This window comes from Neobacillus sp. NPDC093127, assembly GCF_044754175.1.
Classification (GTDB): Bacteria; Bacillota; Bacilli; order Bacillales; family Cytobacillaceae; genus Neobacillus.
In genome coordinates, this window is record NZ_JBIVOP010000012.1 from 67,999 (window position 1) to 84,915 (window position 16,917).

Here is a 16,917-nt window from a genome sequence, read left to right on the forward strand (position 1 = left end):
ATTTTCACGCCTTTTTATCATACTATCCAGCCGGAAGTAAGTACAAGGAAAAAAGCAGGCACGTATGCTATATTTAACTTATGGAAATTCGAAAGGATGTTTAACTATGGTAAAAAGTATTGTCATTGCTGAAAAACCTTCTGTGGCACGTGATATTGCGCATGTGCTTAATTGTAATAAAAAAGGAAACGGGTATCTTGAAGGAAATAAATATATCGTTACGTGGGCACTAGGACACCTAGTTACACTTGCTGACCCAGAAAGTTATGATGTGAAATATAAAACTTGGAATTTAGAAGATCTGCCAATGCTGCCTGAGCGTTTGAAATTGACAGTCATTAAGCAGACTGGAAAACAGTTTAATGCTGTTAAAAGTCAACTGATTAGAAATGATGTCAATGAAATAATCGTGGCTACAGACGCAGGGAGAGAGGGAGAATTAGTTGCACGTTGGATTATTGATAAAGCAAAAGTCAATAAACCAATTAAACGTCTATGGATCTCATCTGTTACGGATAAAGCGATTAAAGACGGCTTTGCAAACTTGAAGCCAGGCGCAGCGTATGAAAATTTATATGCATCAGCTGTCGCACGTTCAGAAGCTGACTGGTATATCGGTCTTAATGCAACACGTGCATTAACAACTAGGTTCAACGCACAGCTAAACTGCGGCCGTGTTCAAACACCTACTGTTGCGATGATTGCGGCTCGTGAGGACGAAATTAGAAACTTCAAAGCACAAACCTATTACGGCATTGAAGCCCAAACAGCTGACCAATTAAAGCTGACATGGCAGGATGTAAAAGGCAACAGCCGCAGTTTTGATAAAGAGAAACTCGATGCGATTGTAAAAAAACTTGGAAAACAAAATGCCATTGTGACGGAAATTGAAAAGAAACCTAAGAAGTCTTTTTCTCCAGGTCTATATGATTTAACAGAACTACAGCGCGATGCGAACAAAATCTTTGGTTACTCTGCAAAGGAAACGTTAAACATTATGCAAAAGCTGTATGAGCAGCATAAAGTTTTAACGTACCCAAGGACAGACTCGAGGTTTATCTCATCAGATATTGTTCCAACCATACCAGAGCGTCTGAGGGCATGTGGAATTGGTGAATATCGCTTACTAACAAGCAAAATCTTAAAAAAACCCATCAAGGCTTCTAAATCTTTTGTAGATGATAGCAAGGTATCTGATCACCATGCGATTATTCCTACAGAAGGATATGTGAACTTTTCAGCTTTTACAGATAAAGAACGGAAAATTTATGACTTGGTCGTTAAACGCTTCTTAGCAGTATTATTCCCGGCATTTGAGTATGAGCAATTAACGCTTCGTGCAAAAATTGGTGAGGAAAACTTCGTTGCTAGAGGAAAAACCATTTTATCGCTTGGTTGGAAGGAAGTTTACAATAATCGACTTGACGAAGACGATGAAGGTGATGATCTGAAAGAACAGATTTTACCTCGGATTGAAAAAGGCGACACCCTAAACGTAAAACTAATCGCTCAAACATCGGGTCAAACGAAGCCGCCTGGTCGTTTTAATGAGGCGACATTACTGTCGGCAATGGAAAATCCAACGAAATATATGGATACGAAAAATAAACAATTAGCCGATACCTTAAAATCGACGGGTGGGCTTGGTACTGTTGCTACACGCGCGGATATCATTGATAAGCTATTCAATTCATTCTTAATCGAAAAGCGTGGCAAAGACATTCATATGACTTCTAAAGGTCGTCAATTGCTGGATTTAGTGCCGGAGGAGCTTAAATCTCCAACTTTAACAGCTGAGTGGGAACAAAAGCTTGATCAAATTGCACATGGCAAATTGAAAAAAGACGTGTTTATCAGCGAAATGAAAAACTACACAAAAGAAATTGTTGCTGAAATTAAAGCAAGCGATAAAAAATACAAGCACGACAATATTTCTACAAAAAATTGTCCAGACTGTGGTAAACCAATGCTTGAAGTGAATGGAAAAAAGGGCAAAATGCTCGTGTGCCAAGATCGGGAATGTGGACATCGTAAAAATGTTTCCCGCGTCACAAACGCACGCTGCCCAAAATGTCATAAACAACTTGAGTTACGTGGTGAAGGTGAAGGTCAAGTCTTTGCTTGTAAATGTGGACACCGTGAAAAACTGTCCGCTTTCCAAGCACGCCGTCAAAAAGAATCTGGCGGTAAAGTGGATAAACGAACTGTACAAAAATATTTGAAAAACCAAAACAAGGAAGAAGATCCAATTAATACTGCTTTGGCAGATGCTTTAAAGAAACTAAAATTAAAGTAAATCTTCATAAAAAAGGGTTTGTTAGGCAAAAAATGATGTTTTCTCAAAGAAAAGGACTTGTTAAAGTCCTTTTATATACTATCCTGCTAAAGTGTTATCGTGTTAAAATTCAGAAAATTTAATTGACAGGTAAGGTTTTCTTCTCATACAATAATTATTAGAATGAAAGTTAATCGAATGGAATGATAACCGATGAGGATGAGGCATCTCCAAAAGACAGATCAATATTCGGTAATTTTTATAAAAGAGGCTGGACTCCAAATCTAATCTGATATGGAATCCAGCCTCTTTCTTTATTGTGATAAAGTGGTAGAGGAGCGGGATAGAAATGATAACACTTACAGGTGGAAGTTTAACATTAGAGCAAATAAAAGCTGTTTTATATCACAGCCAAAAGGTCAACGCATCAGAAAAAAGCATGGAAGCTGTTGCAAAGAGCCGCGAAGCAGTTGAAAGAATTGTTTCAGAATCAAAAGTAGTTTACGGAATTACCACGGGCTTTGGAAAATTTAGTGATGTTCTTATTGAAAAGGATCATGTGCAGGACCTGCAGCTTAACTTAATTCGTTCCCATGCTTGCGGAGTTGGCGACCCGTTTCCTGAGAATGTGGCAAAAGCAATGGTTCTCCTTCGTGCCAACGCATTATTAAAAGGCTTTTCCGGGATAAGACCGCTTGTTATTGAAAAACTATTGGACTTAGTAAATCACGACATCATCCCGGTTATTCCACAGCAAGGATCACTCGGGGCAAGCGGGGATTTGGCCCCGCTCTCCCACTTAGCTTTAGTATTAATCGGCGAAGGTGAAGTGTTTTACAAAGGACAGCGGATGGAGTCACTCGATGCACTAAGGCAAGAGGGGATTTTACCAGTAACATTGGAGGCAAAGGAAGGCCTGGCACTCATTAATGGGACCCAGGCGATGACAGCAATGGGGGTTGTCGGCTACCTTGAAGCCGAGCAATTGGCACATGAAAGTGAACTCATCGCGTCGATGACGATGGAGGGGTTAAACGGGATTATTGACGCTTTTGCAGAAGAAGTGCATATTGCAAGGGGCTATAAACAGCAGATTTATACTGCGGCAAGAATCCGTCAGTATTTAAGCGACAGTTTGTTAACAACACAGCAAGGGGAACTTAGGGTTCAGGATGCATATTCGCTTCGCTGTATCCCACAAGTTCATGGGGCTTCTTGGCAGGTTCTTGATTATGTAAAAGAAAAACTAGAAATCGAAATAAATGCTGCTACTGACAATCCATTAATTTTTGATGATGGTGAAAAAGTCATTTCCGGGGGGAATTTCCATGGTCAGCCGATTGCCTTCGCAATGGACTTTATGAAAATTGCAGTAGCAGAGCTGGCGAATATTTCAGAAAGACGGATTGAACGCTTGGTTAATCCGCAGTTAAATGACCTGCCACCATTCCTAAGTCCTGAACCAGGCTTGCAATCCGGGGCAATGATTATGCAATATGCAGCAGCTGCTCTTGTATCAGAAAATAAAACACTGGCACATCCAGCCAGCGTTGACTCAATTCCTTCCTCGGCCAATCAGGAGGATCATGTCAGCATGGGAACGATTGCCTCAAGGCATGCCTATCAAATTATCCAGAACGCAAGAAGGGTGCTGGCGATTGAATTGATTTGTGCAATGCAGGCAGTGGAAATTCGCGGTGTCGAAAAAATGGCAAGCCATACGAAGCTCTTCTATGAAAAAGGACGCGAGCAGGTTCCTTCCATTAAAAAAGATCGTGTATTCTCGAAAGATATTGAAAAAGCGGCAGAGTGGTTAAAGACAATTGAGTTTTCGCAATTTATTAGAAGTTTAAGTATAGAAGGTCAATACTAAGAATCTTTTGACACAGAAAAAGGCGTGAAAATAACCACGCCTTTACTCTGTTTGATCCGGCAGCAAGCGGGCGGTATCTCCCCGCGCATCCTCTTCTTCTACTCTATTTTTAAAAGCTTCCTGGGTTACAATGAATTCTTCATCCCCAATTGCTTCCTTTACATGTTTCTCCGTTAGACTGTCCTTAGGGAAATTACCAGGATGGTTTTTCTTTTTGTGTTCAAAATGTTCTCCACGTGACATACTAAAGCACTCCTTTCATCTACCCAAATAGCATTCCCTAAGAGTAGTGAAATAATTACTTATTGTTCTTTCCTCGAAAAAGAAAAAGCTGTGTGAAAGAGACTATTTAAAAATAGATTACTCTTCACCAGCTTTTTTAATTGGTTTATCAGGTTTGCACATCCGATCAAGCAGAAAACCAGCAAATACAATAAAGGCAATCGGGATTGAAAAGTTTAACACATGAATAAGTGTCATAGCATTGCTTCACCACCATTATTCCGAATATTAAGTATATTTAGGTGTTGTTTACATTATATTCTAATTGTCAGATTTTAGACAAATCTTTTTGTCATAAATAATGAAAATAAGTTCTACTACTGCATACCTAGCGGTTTTATCGGCTTTTATCCCCTTATTTTCCATTAATATACAAGAGGATTTCAAGGATTAGTATCTAATAGTTATAAGTAGAGAATATTATTGCGTTTCTGACATAACTCAATATGGTCATAGAGGAGTGATTACGACAATGATGAAACAGAATGCAATAATTTTGGAAGAAAAGAAAGTTCTTTGTATTGGCGGTGCCAATGTGGACCGGAAAATACAGGCACTGAAACAATTAGAGTATGGGACTTCGAATCCTGCGATTAGCACGAAATCCAGAGGCGGTGTTGCACGTAATGTGGCGGAAAACGCTGGGCGCCTTGGCCTTAATGCTTCCTTATTAGCCTTTATTGGATCCGATGCGGATGGGGAATGGCTGTTGCAAAACACAAATAAATTCGCAGATATAAATCTAACCGAAATTATCGATGGGAAATCCACGGGAACTTATACAGCAGTGCTAGATGAAGAAGGTGAAATGGCCGTCGCCTTTGCAGACATGGCTATTTATGATGAGGTTGAAGACTCCTTTTTTAATAAAAATTGGCCCCATATTCAAAATGCAAAAATGATTCTATTAGATACGAATTTTCCCGCTGAAGTAATCAATGAAGTGATTAATTGCAGTAACGAAGAGGGAATACCTATATGTATTGCCACAGTGTCAGCAGCTAAAACTGCTAAATTGCCGGACTCCTTGGATGGTGTAACCTGGCTGATTGCCAATCATAAAGAAGCAGAAGCTCTTTCAAAATTAGAAATTATTTCCGAAGGGGACTTCTATCGAGCAGCAGAAATAATTTTAAAAAGTGGTGTAGAGAGAGTAGTTATTACTAGGAATGAAAAAGGCTTAATTTATTTTACAAACAATGGGGAAGCGGGAGCAATCGTACCTCCAAGTGTTCCGATTGTAGATGTAACAGGAGCAGGGGATGCACTTATTTCCGGAATCCTATTTGGCTATTTAAAAGGCCTTAATACAGAAGATTCCTGCAAAATTGGTGTTTCTTGTTCAATGATTACAGTCCAAACGAGTGAAACAGTCCACCCCGATTTGAACCAGCAAAAATTACTTGAAACATTTCAGAAATACTTTAGCAAGGGGCTAAGCCATCGATAATAAGAAAATCGGAGGGAATTTTGATAAGAATTCTCCTCCCTTTTTTTTACAAAAATTATAAGAGGAATGGGTATTTTTGTAGAAATTTGTCACAATTTGTAGTAAAAAGAAGTGTGAAAATTCAAAGAAAATGACAAAATATAACAACCTGTTAGAAAAGAACTAGATATAATGAGGATATCAATTGTAATTATGAAAAAAGGCCTGGTTATTTGTTTATGGGATAGGTAATCGGTGATGCCCTGGGGAGAATAGGATCAGAAAAAGGCAAACCTGTTGAAAAGCAGGGACGCAAAGCCAAGGATCTAAGGCAGGCGATATGCTTGCTATGATGGCCGGGATGCCTGAAATACGAATGGTATTTTAGGGGTGAGGATATTGGTTATTACTGAAAAAGAGGTTGATGTTATCGATCAGGAATGGATGACCCTTATATTAGAAGCGAAGGAACTTGGACTATCCATAGAAGAGGTTCGTGACTTCTTTAATCAACATGGAGGATTAAAGTAATCACGAATAACAATTGAGCAATTACATAAAAAAGAAGAGCATCCTGCAATTTGTAGAATGCTTTTTTCTTGTATTCTAATGGTCACTATTTTGTTTGTTCCGCCATTTATTAAATTCAAGGTAATCACGAAATTGTTCTTTTGAAACACCAGAATTCATGGCCTCTTTGACTAGGTTCATCCAATCACTGTCTAATTGGTCCTTATCAATTTGTTCATGGATTAAATGTTCAACGGGAAGATTTAAGACTGCTGCAATTTTTTCAAGAAATTGAATCGAAGGATTCTTTTGCAGGTTTCTCTCAAGTGAACTTAAATAAGATTTAGCAACGCCCGCCTGTTCAGCAAGTTCGGATAGTGACATTTTCTTTTCTGAGCGGAATTTTTTTACGCGGTCACCAATCATTGATTCTCACACACCTAATTATTATTATTGTTATTGTTGTTATATTAATTCTACCAAAAAGAATGAGAAAGTACCATATAAAGAACGACGGAATATTACAAAATGTTGAACATTGGAATTTTTTGTTTCGGAGCAATTCAAGCAGGATAGAAATTTTGAAAAAATCATGGGTTAGAGTTACTATTAAAAGTGTTGCCATAGTCTAAAGTATTATTTTAACGCGGAAAATGTTCTAAGAAGAACAATATGGTTCATTATACATAATATTAATTCAAAAAGGCAGGGAATAATATGATTGTCCTTAAATCACAACGAGAAATTGAAGCCATGCAAAAAGCAGGAGAAATTCTGGCAGCCTGTCATAAAGAAATTGCAAAATTAATTAAGCCAGGTGTTACAACGTGGGAGATTGAAGAGTTTGTTGATGAATTTCTAAGACAAAAAGGAGCAACGCCGGAACAGAAAGGCTATAAAGGCTACGAGTATGCAACGTGTGCAAGCGTTAATGATGAAATTTGTCATGGCTTTCCGAGGAAGGAGCCGTTAAAAGAGGGCGACATTGTAACGATTGATATGGTGGTCAGATACAATGGAGCCTTAGCTGATTCTGCTTGGTCATATGCAGTTGGCAAGGTCTCCGAGGAAACAGACCATTTATTAAAAGTGACGAAGGAAGCTCTTTACAAGGGAATTGAACAGGCGGTAGTGGGAAATCGGATAGGTGATATTGGCCATGCGATTCAAAAATATGTTGAAAGTGAAGGACTATCAGTTGTAAGAGACTTTATCGGACACGGGATTGGCGCCGTGATTCACGAGAAACCGGATGTTCCACATTATGGATTGCCTGGTAAAGGTGCGAGAATTAAAGAGGGAATGGTTTTTACAATTGAACCGATGGTCAATGTCGGCTGGTACCAAACAAAAATGGATGATAACGGCTGGACAGCCCGGACCCTTGATGGTAAAAATTCAGCTCAATATGAGCATACACTCGCAATTACGAAGGACGGCCCGATTATCCTAACCGATCAAAAATAAGCAAAAAACCCGTTATTCAGTAAAAATAACGGGTTTTTACTTATTTCTTTCTTAGACTACCCAATTCTTCCACTAATGCCTGCATTTCATTAGGACTAAAAGAGTTTTTCCTTAGGACCATCTCATAAATTTCCTTTAATTCCTCGTACATTTCTTCATCAAAGTGAGACGGTTTAATGGCTCCAAGGTTGAGGACCTTTAATTTTTCCTTTATTTGTTCAATCATATATTCGACATTTTCAACAGATTTTTGTGATAAATTCATTTCGGCCACCCTTTCCGAATTAATATTCCCATCTTTTCATGTTAAAAAGCATCTGTCAATACAAACATTCTTTGAAGTAGAGGCATTACTTTTTCCGGTGATAGCAAATAAAAGTTTGGACGGGCTTGCAAAAGGGAATTGATATAAAGCAAAATAAAGATGAGCTTATTTTGCTGCTATTTTCATTAGAGAAAGATTAATGATAATTATGATTGTGGAAGGAGAGTTTAAGATGACGAAGAAAAATCAATTCTGGAAGGGAATGCTAATCGGTGCTATCGCCGGCGGAGCAATCAGCCTTTTAGATAAACAAACAAGGCTGGCAATGAAGGAAAACGTTCAAAAAACATCCAGCAAGGTTTCCGATGTTCTATGTAATCCTGGCAAAATAACCGATAAGGTGAAGGAAACTGCGGCCAAAATCAAAACAACCGCTCAGCAGGTAACTGAAGATATTTCCTACATATCAAATAAGGTGGATGAAATACGGGAGCTGACACCGCAAGTGACTGATATTCTAAAAGAAACAAAAGATGCCTTTTCAAAGAGTGAGGAATCACAGCTTTTAGAGGACGTGCTGGGAAAAGAGGAAAAAATCAACTAAAAGGAGTGCTGAACATGGAAAAGACAGGGAATGTACGCTCCTCTTTACTAAAATTGCTTTGGCACCGGATTGAAGAAGATGACATTCCAGGATTAAGTGCGCAGTTAGCCTATTTTTTTCTTCTTTCCTTGTTTCCACTCCTGATAGTCTTATTCACTCTGCTGCCGTATTTACCGATTCCACATCCGGACATGCTGGGGATGATTAAAGATTTTGCCCCAGTGGAAGCGATGGATTTAATTGAAAAAAATGTAAATGAGATTATGAACCACCGGAATGGCGGTTTGCTCTCATTCGGGATTATCGGTACGATTTGGTCCGCCTCTAACGGAATAAACGCTATCGTACGGGCTTTTAATAAGGCTTACAATGTGAAGGAAAGCCGTTCATTTATTGTTTCAAGAGGAGTGGCAATACTATTAACTTTTGGGATGATTTTTGTCTTTATCCTTGCCATTGTTTTACCGGTTTTCGGCAAGGAAATTGGTCTGTTCTTGTTTTCAAAATTTGGCTACACCAGCGAATTTATTAAGCTGTGGAATGCGTTAAGCTGGCTGGTCAGTGCCATTATTTTGTTCCTAATGTTTACCGGATTGTACTGGATTGCACCCAATGTGAAATTGCGGTGCCGCAGTAGTTTTCCTGGCGCCATTTTTGCGACATTAGGCTGGATAATCTCCTCATTGGGATTATCCTTCTATGTTGGAAACTTTAGCAACTATTCGCTTACTTATGGAAGTATCGGGGCCATCATTGTGTTAATGATTTGGTTATATATATCCGCATTTATTATTATTATTGGCGGAGAAATCAATGCCTTTTATAGTGAAAGAAATCGTACGAACTGCTAATACTTTCCTTTATGAAAATATCTTATCTGTCCACACTATTATTATGGGCACATCGCCCTAACATAAAGGGAGGTTTTTCTTTTGACGAAACATACGAAAAAAGATGGCGGTACAAAGCAAAAAGGAAATAAGAGTAACCCAAAACAAAAAACTTCCGGGTCGGCAAATGGCTCGAATGGATATCACTAACAACTAGACAAAAAAAGGACCGGATGCGGTCCTTTTTTTCACGACTTTAACAAGCGCAGACTATTCAGTATCACGAGGATGGTGCTGCCTTCATGGCCGATGACTCCATATGGCAAATCAAGCATCTGAAAGAAATTTGATGCTATCAAGAGCATGATAACCGAAACCGAGAAAATGACATTCTGTTTGATTATTTTATTCATTCGTTGTGAAAGGTGGATGGCATCGGCAATTCGCGGCAGGTCATTCTTCATCAGCACGATATCGGCTGTTTCCAGTGCTACATCTGTTCCTCCACCCATCGCAATCCCGACATTGGCTATCGCCAGAGCCGGAGCATCATTGATTCCGTCCCCAACCATGGCAACCGTTTTATAGTTTATTTTAAGCTGTTTAAGATGTTCTACCTTTGATTCCGGCAGGCATTCAGCAAAAAATTCATCAACATGGCTCTCAGCGGCTATCGCACGAGCGGTTTTTTCACTATCACCCGTAAGCATAACGGTATGGATGCCCTGTTTCTTTAAATGATCAATTGCCAGCTTCGTTTCCTCGCGAACAACATCCTTTAAGGCAATCATCGCACAAAGCTCACCGTTGATTTCAATGAAAACAAGGGTATTACCACGACTTGCAAGTTCTTTCGCTTTTCCGTCAGCAAACTGGTCGACATCATCTTTTCCAATGAAAGCTGCTTTGCCAATTTTCCACTGATCTCCATTAATTTCTGCCTTAACCCCCCAGCCGGGTATATCCTCGAGATTGTCGGGATGAAAAAGTTCTTTGGTTAATTTCTGCTTTGCATATTTAACAATCGCGATCGCCAGCGGGTGGTTCGAATGGCTCTCTATTGATGCCGCCTGCCAGAGGAGCTGTTCCTTTTCAAGTCCTTCTTTCACAATCACCACGGTTACTTCCGGTTTCCCCTTTGTAAGGGTGCCGGTTTTATCTAAGGCAATGGCTTCAAGATGACCTAAATTTTCAAGATGGACACCGCCTTTTACTAATATCCCATGTCTGGCCCCATTCGAAATCGCCGATAACGATGCCGGCATGATTGAAGCCACCAAAGCACAAGGGGAGGCGACCACTAATAAAATCATCGCGCGGTAAAAGGATTCATGCCAGCTCCAGCCCAGTAAAAAGTAGGGCAGAAAGAACATGACAACCACGACGAGCAGGACAACCTTGACATAGGTTCCTTCAAAGCGTTCAATAAACAGCTGCGACGGTGACTTTTCACTTTGTGCGGATTGCACAAGCTGAATAATTTTTCTGAAAAGGGTGTCACTGCTCTCTTTTGTCACTTGAACAGTAATGGCACCTGTCATATTAACGGTTCCGGCAAAAACATCTGCTTGCTCCCCTTTAGAGACGGGCATCGACTCACCGGTAATCGCTGCTTCATCAATATTTGTCTGTCCTTTAATTATCATTCCATCAGATGACACCCGTTCGCCTGGCTTAATCAGAATATGATCGCCAACACGAAGCTCCGAGACGGGAACACGCTTTTCAAAGCCATTGCTGATTAGCAGGGCTTCTTCTGGCTGAAGCTCCATTAAAGAGGAAATCTCCTTATGGCTTTTATTCATGGTGTAGGTTTCTAAGGCTCCGCTGACGGCAAAAATGAAGATTAGAATGGCACCTTCTGTCCAGTAACCAATGATCGCTGACCCAACAGCGGCAAAAATCATCAGCATTTCTACATTTAATTCTTTATTTTCATACGTGGCCTCAATGCCTTCCTTTGCTTTTGCAAATCCGCCGATGACAAATGCCAGCAAGTAAGCAATGATGGAGTCCGTTCCAAATCCATATTTATCGAAAATCCAGCCAAGGACAATGAAAACACCGCTTAGCGATGCAGCAATTAGTTCCAAATGTGGTTTGATTTTTTCCAAAAGGTTGTTTTTTTGTTCCTTTTTCGTGAGTACTTTTGCGTCAGAACTCATCTGTATCTCCCCCCTAATATTTTGATTGTACTGTGAGAAAAAGTATATGTCAATTCTAATTGATAAAATTAAAATTTAATTGAGAATGAAAATCAAAGTTACTTCTAACACTATATGTATTTTCGTTGGTTTAGGTTAACTGTAAATAATAATTATTATCATTTGATTTGCTGAATAATAAATTGAGAGTGTAAAAAGACTAATTGGGAATTGAGAAGAATAATCAACCTCACTACCCCTAAAAAACACGAAAGCTGTCACCCAAGTGATGACAGCAGAATCCTCTAAACTTCTAAATTTTCTTATATTTTACCATACATATTATGCGTAAGATATGAATTTGCTCCAAAATCAATTTTGTTGCTCAAGTTCCAACTGGTTCTTCTTTCCAAAGGTAAAGATTATGAATGATAAGGCTAAGAGCATCGTACTAATAATGTAGAAGAAGCTGACGCCGTGCAAAAATTTAATAAATAAGCCGCCGATTATTGGCCCGCTTAAGGAACCAAGGCTAAAAAAGATGCCGCATAACAAATTTCCTGTTGGCAATAACTCCTTAGGTACTAAATCGGTCATATAACTGATGCCAAGCGAGAAGGTGGAGCCGACGACCATCCCGGAGATCAGGAATGCGATAAACAGACCGATAAAAGAATGTTCAAGAAAACTAGCGGCTGTAAAGCTGAAAAATCCAAGGAAAAGAACTGACATCAAGATATTTCGCCGCCCGTATTGATCACTTAATATCCCTAACGGCAGCTGGGTAATAATACTGCCAATCGCAAAAGCGGACAAAACTATTGAGACACTGGAAACATCAATATTCATTCTTAAGGCATAAATGGGGAAACTACCGTTTAACGATGATTCTAAAAAGCCGTAGGAAAATGGCGGCAAGAAGGCGACCCAGCCATATTTCAAAGCTCTTCTGAACTGCTTAATCGTTGCCAAGAATGAATTTATGTTTACCACTTGTTCCGGAAGTTCATTTTTTAAAGAAAAGACAAAGAGCCAGCCTGCCAAGCAAACGATTGAAGAGACGATGAAGGGCAGGGCTTCATTCACATTTACCAATGGCGTCATTAACGGTCCTGTCGCAAAACCAATTCCAAAAAACAAGCCATATAAGGAGATATTCCGTCCTCTCTTCTCAGCGGGAGAAAAGGATGTGATCCACGTCTGGGTCGCGAAATGCAAGGAATGGTCGCCGATGCCGATTAGCATTCTTAATGCAAACCAAAACCAAAATGTTTTCCATAAGGGAAATAAAGCAAGCGAAACGAATACAAGTGCACCGCCGAAAATGATGATCGGCTTATAACCGTATTTTCTAAGCGGCATCTCCATAAAAGGGGAGACAAGGAGAATGCCGATATATAGTGCAATCGCATTTAGGCCGTTTAAGGAAGGAGAAACACCGCCTTTTTCAAATATTACCGCGATGAGCGGCAGGAGCATCCCCTGGGAAAAGCCAGATATGGCGACAATACTAACAAGTATCCAAAAACGAAAATAAGGTTTATTCATATAACTTCCTCAATTCTACTTTCCATCAAAAATATAGTTCTAAATGATGGTAACGAGAATATTCTGCATTTGCAAGAAAAAAGTGGTCTTATTAATCATAAGTTTTTTTAGGTAAATGTTAGGGTAAAGGGAAATAACATAGATAGGAAAAAATAGCGGTTCAAAAAGAATCTGAGGAGGGAACGCGATGACGAACAAAATCTTCATGCTGCTGACATTCATTGGAGTTCCAGTTTCCGTGATTGGGACACTAATGCATTGGCCGAGTATGATTCTTTTTATTCTTTACTGTATCACCATTATTGCGTTATCAAGCTTTATGGGCCGAGCAACCGAGAGTCTTGCCATTGTGGCCGGTCCGCGAATCGGTGGACTGCTAAATGCAACCTTCGGAAATGCAGTGGAGCTGATTATTTCAATCTTTTCGCTTAAAGCTGGACTTGTTGGAATTGTTCTTGCCTCATTAACTGGTTCGGTATTAGGAAATTTACTTCTTGTTGCTGGACTGTCTTTTTTTATTGGCGGACTAAAATTTAAGCGCCAGGAATTTAATGTCTTTGATGCCCGTCATAATTCGGGGCTGCTCATTTTTGCGGTGATGATTGCTTTTGTTATTCCAGAAGTTTTTTCAATGAATATGAACGAAACAAAAACCATTTCATTAAGTATTGGGATTTCGGTTATTCTTATTGTTCTTTATCTGGCTGCCTTGTTCTTTAAACTTGTTACCCACCGCGGTGTCTATCAGCCGAGCGGGGAAACGGAGGAGCATGAAAAGGAAGTACCGGAATGGGGGAAAGGGAAGGCCATCGCTGTACTCTTCATTGCCACAATTGCTGTTGCCTACATATCTGAGCATTTGGTTCATACGTTTGAGTTTGTGGCAGAATCCTTTGGCTGGACTGAGCTGTTTATCGGCGTGATTATTGTCGCCATCGTGGGAAATGCAGCGGAACACGCATCAGCGGTGTTAATGGCCTATAAGAATAAAATGGATGTAGCCGTTGAAATCGCGATTGGCTCTACCCTCCAGGTAGCAATGTTCGTATTACCCGTGCTTGTCCTCATATCGTTATTCTTTGAGCAATCAATGCCGCTCTTGTTTAGCTGGCAGGAACTAATTGCCATGGTATCATCGGTACTCCTGATGGTCATCATCTCCAACGACGGCGAATCCAATTGGTTCGAAGGCCTAACACTGCTAGCTGCCTATGTAATAATGGGAATTGGGTTTTTCTTACTCTAGGTGTCAGGCACCATGAAAAGCGAAAGCGCCCTGGTCAGCGGCGTATGGCTTGGAGCACTCCAACTGAGATAAAGGAAACACGGAGCTGCGCAAGATTCGATGTTGACTTATCGTAGGGCGGAGAGCGAAGGACATTAGCCGCTAGGGCGCTGGAGCTGGACAATTCTCAAAGTTCAATGATTTAAATTCTGATTCTAAAATAAAGACTCTGAGCCGAGCGGCTTAGAGTCTCTTTTTTAACTTTTTTCAATTTTTACAATGTACGGTTTAATTGCTATCGGTGTGCTATAATGAAACAGCACATTTTGTTATGGGAAAAAATCAATCGCTTCTCTATAGGACCATCCATCACCAACTTTCATGTTTATTTCACAACAAGGAAAACACGAGTGTTGAATGTCATATTATACGAGAATCCCAACCTCCTTAAGGAATTTAAATAAATGGTTAGCCGATTGATTACAGCCCTCCTTTTTGAAAGGTTACTTATATTATAAACGGTAAATCCAATTTTGTAAATGTTCAGATTATTGCATTTTCATTATTTTTTACCAATATCTGAGGAGCGACAGATGAAATTTTTTATCCGGTTATTATTTTTTATTATCGGTTTAACCATCATGACATTTGGGGTTTGCATGACCATTAAAGTGGCCGATATTGGTGTCGGGGCATGGGATGCCCTTAATATCGCGCTAACTGAAAAAGTAGGGTTATCAGTTGGGAAATGGGTGATGATTGATGGTGCCTTATTAGTTATCATCAACTCCCTTTTAGTCAAAAGGAGACCGGATTTACTCTCGCTCCTTACTATTATCATCATCGGTTCTTTAGTCGATTTTTGGCTGTTTACTGTGTTCGAATTATTTAAAGTCGACCCTTTACTGGCTAAGTTTGGCATGTTATTGCTAGGCATCCTCATCGTCGGATTAGGAGCGGCGATTTATTTGCAGGCCAAATTTCCGCAAAGCCCAATTGATAATTTCATGTTGGCGATAAGAGAGCGGTTTAGCTTCAATTTGATGATGGCAAAAACAATTGGTGAAATTACCGCCTTAGTCCCAGCATTCATTTTAAAGGGACCTATCTCCTATGGAACGTTTATTATCACCTTTACGGTAGGACCAGCAATCCAGCTGTTCTTTCCGCATTTTGAAAAATTAATGGAGCGGCTTCAAGCGAAATATTGATGGGGAATGGATAATATTGATTAACTCCGAAAAAACTAGTAGCAGACATAATAATTCTATTAGTGAAAGGAGTTAAACTTTAGTGAAAAAAATGGTTTCTGTCCTCATGCCACTGCTTTTAATGCTCATTTTTATTCCGTCAGCTCTCGCTGATAAAGCACCAGAGAAAAAAAGCTCAGTAAAATATCAGGTGCCATCTTCTGTCCGGAACATTTCGAAGGAGAATACTTATCCGAATTCGACACAGGACTTACCATTATTGCAGCCAAGCGATCTAACCAAGAAGTTAATTAACTCTTCGAAGGTCAAAATTGAAAACCCTGATTTAATTCGGATGCTGAATGAGTCAAGTATTAACAGCACACCGTTTGCCCTTGGCTACCGGGCGATTGTTTACTTAGGCCAATGGCCATTGAATTACGAGTCCGCAGAGACATCACCGAACTGGGAGTTTCAAAAAATTAATACGAATTACTTTGATAATCGCGGCGGTAAGGTACCTTTTCAAATTAAGTATGTTCAGGAGTCGCAAAAAATTATCAGAGGCGGTCTAACAGCGAAAATTCCGAATGCGGAAGATGTCAAAAAGATGATGCTGCTGAAATCAATGGAAAAGACACGGCTTCCGCTTTCGTTTGAAACGATTATCGGTTCAGGGACGAAGAACGACCATATTTATAACATCCCGGCAAATCGCTTGGGCTACTTGTATGCCTATGCACCTGGTGTAAACGAAAAAGGGAAAGTGACTTACGGTGAAGTTTATTTAATGCTAAAAGGCAATAAAAAGTTTATCGTAATCAAGAACGTGACATCACAGGGAATCGGTGCCTGGATTCCAGTGCAGGATTTTGTTTCCTTTGGCTTTGTTGCCTCAGAGCGGCCGCGGTAAGATTTTAAGCGGCCTCATGGGTGCTAGCGGCTGAAATTTATGGTTAAGGCAGGACTCCTTTTGCAGGGGTCTTTTATTCATATAGAAAAATAAAATTGTCAAAGTTTCATTCTTTCGGTAGGATGGAAGAGAAAATGAAAGGAGAGAAATTAGTTGGGCATCCCGATAAAAGATAAAAATTCACAGGTAGACTTTTTAAAACAGCGCTTAAATATGTTCATTGATGTGCTTGATGCCATTGATCCTGAAGATACGGACCTTGAGGATATTGATCGCTTAATTTCCATGCTTGATGATATGGAATCAAAATGCAAAGAATTTAATAATCGTGACGTGAGTGAGTCTGTTTAAGAGCAGGCTCT

16 protein-coding genes and 1 riboswitch are annotated in these 16,917 nt (G+C 39.8%); of the genes, 11 read left to right on the forward strand and 5 right to left on the reverse strand.

Annotated features, from left to right (window positions below; genetic code table 11):
* The first annotated feature begins 106 nt into the window (after positions 1 to 106).
* Both ACIQCO_RS16760 and hutH read left to right on the forward strand, forming a co-directional pair.
* A complete protein-coding gene (locus ACIQCO_RS16760; RefSeq protein ID WP_400430487.1) occupies positions 107 to 2,296 on the forward strand; it encodes a DNA topoisomerase III in 2,190 nt (729 codons plus the stop codon).
* 328 nt (positions 2,297 to 2,624) lie between these two features.
* Positions 2,625 to 4,148: a histidine ammonia-lyase gene (hutH, locus tag ACIQCO_RS16765; RefSeq protein ID WP_400430488.1), complete on the forward strand. Its 1,524-nt coding sequence runs from the start codon at positions 2,625 to 2,627 to the stop codon at positions 4,146 to 4,148.
* A 42-nt stretch (positions 4,149 to 4,190) separates the two neighbouring features.
* Here hutH and ACIQCO_RS16770 read toward each other — a convergent pair whose 3' ends face one another.
* A complete protein-coding gene (locus ACIQCO_RS16770; protein ID WP_066083634.1) occupies positions 4,191 to 4,391 on the reverse strand; it encodes a hypothetical protein in 201 nt (66 codons plus the stop codon).
* A gap of 511 nt (positions 4,392 to 4,902) precedes the next feature.
* Between ACIQCO_RS16770 and ACIQCO_RS16775 the strand changes: the two genes are divergently transcribed.
* Together ACIQCO_RS16775 and ACIQCO_RS16780 are read left to right on the forward strand one after the other, a co-directional pair.
* Positions 4,903 to 5,880, forward strand: a complete 978-nt coding sequence (locus ACIQCO_RS16775; protein WP_400430489.1) for a carbohydrate kinase family protein — start codon at positions 4,903 to 4,905, stop codon at positions 5,878 to 5,880.
* A 256-nt stretch (positions 5,881 to 6,136) separates the two neighbouring features.
* Positions 6,137 to 6,228: riboswitch (cyclic di-GMP riboswitch) on the forward strand.
* 30 nt (positions 6,229 to 6,258) lie between these two features.
* Positions 6,259 to 6,390, forward strand: a complete 132-nt coding sequence (locus ACIQCO_RS16780; RefSeq protein WP_400430490.1) for an anti-repressor SinI family protein — start codon at positions 6,259 to 6,261, stop codon at positions 6,388 to 6,390.
* 75 nt (positions 6,391 to 6,465) lie between these two features.
* Here ACIQCO_RS16780 and ACIQCO_RS16785 read toward each other — a convergent pair whose 3' ends face one another.
* Positions 6,466 to 6,795: a helix-turn-helix domain-containing protein gene (locus tag ACIQCO_RS16785; RefSeq protein ID WP_400430491.1), complete on the reverse strand. Its 330-nt coding sequence runs from the start codon at positions 6,793 to 6,795 to the stop codon at positions 6,466 to 6,468.
* Between the two features lie 291 nt (positions 6,796 to 7,086).
* Between ACIQCO_RS16785 and map the strand changes: the two genes are divergently transcribed.
* Positions 7,087 to 7,836: a type I methionyl aminopeptidase gene (map, locus tag ACIQCO_RS16790; protein ID WP_400430492.1), complete on the forward strand. Its 750-nt coding sequence runs from the start codon at positions 7,087 to 7,089 to the stop codon at positions 7,834 to 7,836.
* 40 nt (positions 7,837 to 7,876) lie between these two features.
* Here map and ACIQCO_RS16795 read toward each other — a convergent pair whose 3' ends face one another.
* The gene (locus tag ACIQCO_RS16795) at positions 7,877 to 8,101 is read right to left on the reverse strand and encodes a DUF1128 domain-containing protein (RefSeq protein WP_024029733.1); all 225 of its coding nucleotides are present in this window, start codon (positions 8,099 to 8,101) and stop codon (positions 7,877 to 7,879) included.
* A gap of 232 nt (positions 8,102 to 8,333) precedes the next feature.
* Here ACIQCO_RS16795 and ACIQCO_RS16800 point away from each other — a divergent pair, with 232 nt between their 5' ends.
* Together ACIQCO_RS16800 and ACIQCO_RS16805 are read left to right on the forward strand one after the other, a co-directional pair.
* On the forward strand, positions 8,334 to 8,705 hold the full coding sequence (locus ACIQCO_RS16800; RefSeq protein WP_400430493.1) for a YtxH domain-containing protein: 372 nt from the start codon (positions 8,334 to 8,336) through the stop codon (positions 8,703 to 8,705).
* 14 nt (positions 8,706 to 8,719) lie between these two features.
* Positions 8,720 to 9,556: a YihY/virulence factor BrkB family protein gene (locus tag ACIQCO_RS16805; RefSeq protein WP_400430494.1), complete on the forward strand. Its 837-nt coding sequence runs from the start codon at positions 8,720 to 8,722 to the stop codon at positions 9,554 to 9,556.
* A 227-nt stretch (positions 9,557 to 9,783) separates the two neighbouring features.
* Here ACIQCO_RS16805 and ACIQCO_RS16810 read toward each other — a convergent pair whose 3' ends face one another.
* Both ACIQCO_RS16810 and ACIQCO_RS16815 read right to left on the reverse strand, forming a co-directional pair.
* Complete coding sequence (locus ACIQCO_RS16810) at positions 9,784 to 11,700, reverse strand: heavy metal translocating P-type ATPase (RefSeq protein WP_400430495.1); 1,917 nt, start codon at positions 11,698 to 11,700, stop codon at positions 9,784 to 9,786.
* Positions 11,701 to 12,051: 351 nt separating this feature from the next.
* Positions 12,052 to 13,227, reverse strand: coding sequence for an MFS transporter (locus ACIQCO_RS16815; protein WP_400430496.1), 1,176 nt, complete (start codon positions 13,225 to 13,227; stop codon positions 12,052 to 12,054).
* A gap of 187 nt (positions 13,228 to 13,414) precedes the next feature.
* Between ACIQCO_RS16815 and cax the strand changes: the two genes are divergently transcribed.
* The 4 genes from cax (at position 13,415) to ACIQCO_RS16835 (ending at position 16,906) form a co-directional block, all read left to right on the forward strand.
* Complete coding sequence (gene cax / locus ACIQCO_RS16820) at positions 13,415 to 14,473, forward strand: calcium/proton exchanger (protein WP_400430497.1); 1,059 nt, start codon at positions 13,415 to 13,417, stop codon at positions 14,471 to 14,473.
* A gap of 572 nt (positions 14,474 to 15,045) precedes the next feature.
* Positions 15,046 to 15,663 (forward strand): YczE/YyaS/YitT family protein, encoded by a 618-nt coding sequence (locus tag ACIQCO_RS16825; RefSeq protein ID WP_400430498.1) that lies wholly within the window; start codon positions 15,046 to 15,048, stop codon positions 15,661 to 15,663.
* A 91-nt stretch (positions 15,664 to 15,754) separates the two neighbouring features.
* Complete coding sequence (locus ACIQCO_RS16830; RefSeq protein WP_400430588.1) at positions 15,755 to 16,555, forward strand: YfkD famly protein; 801 nt, start codon at positions 15,755 to 15,757, stop codon at positions 16,553 to 16,555.
* A 153-nt stretch (positions 16,556 to 16,708) separates the two neighbouring features.
* On the forward strand, positions 16,709 to 16,906 hold the full coding sequence (locus ACIQCO_RS16835; RefSeq protein ID WP_400430499.1) for an SE1561 family protein: 198 nt from the start codon (positions 16,709 to 16,711) through the stop codon (positions 16,904 to 16,906).
* Positions 16,907 to 16,917: the final 11 nt, after the last annotated feature.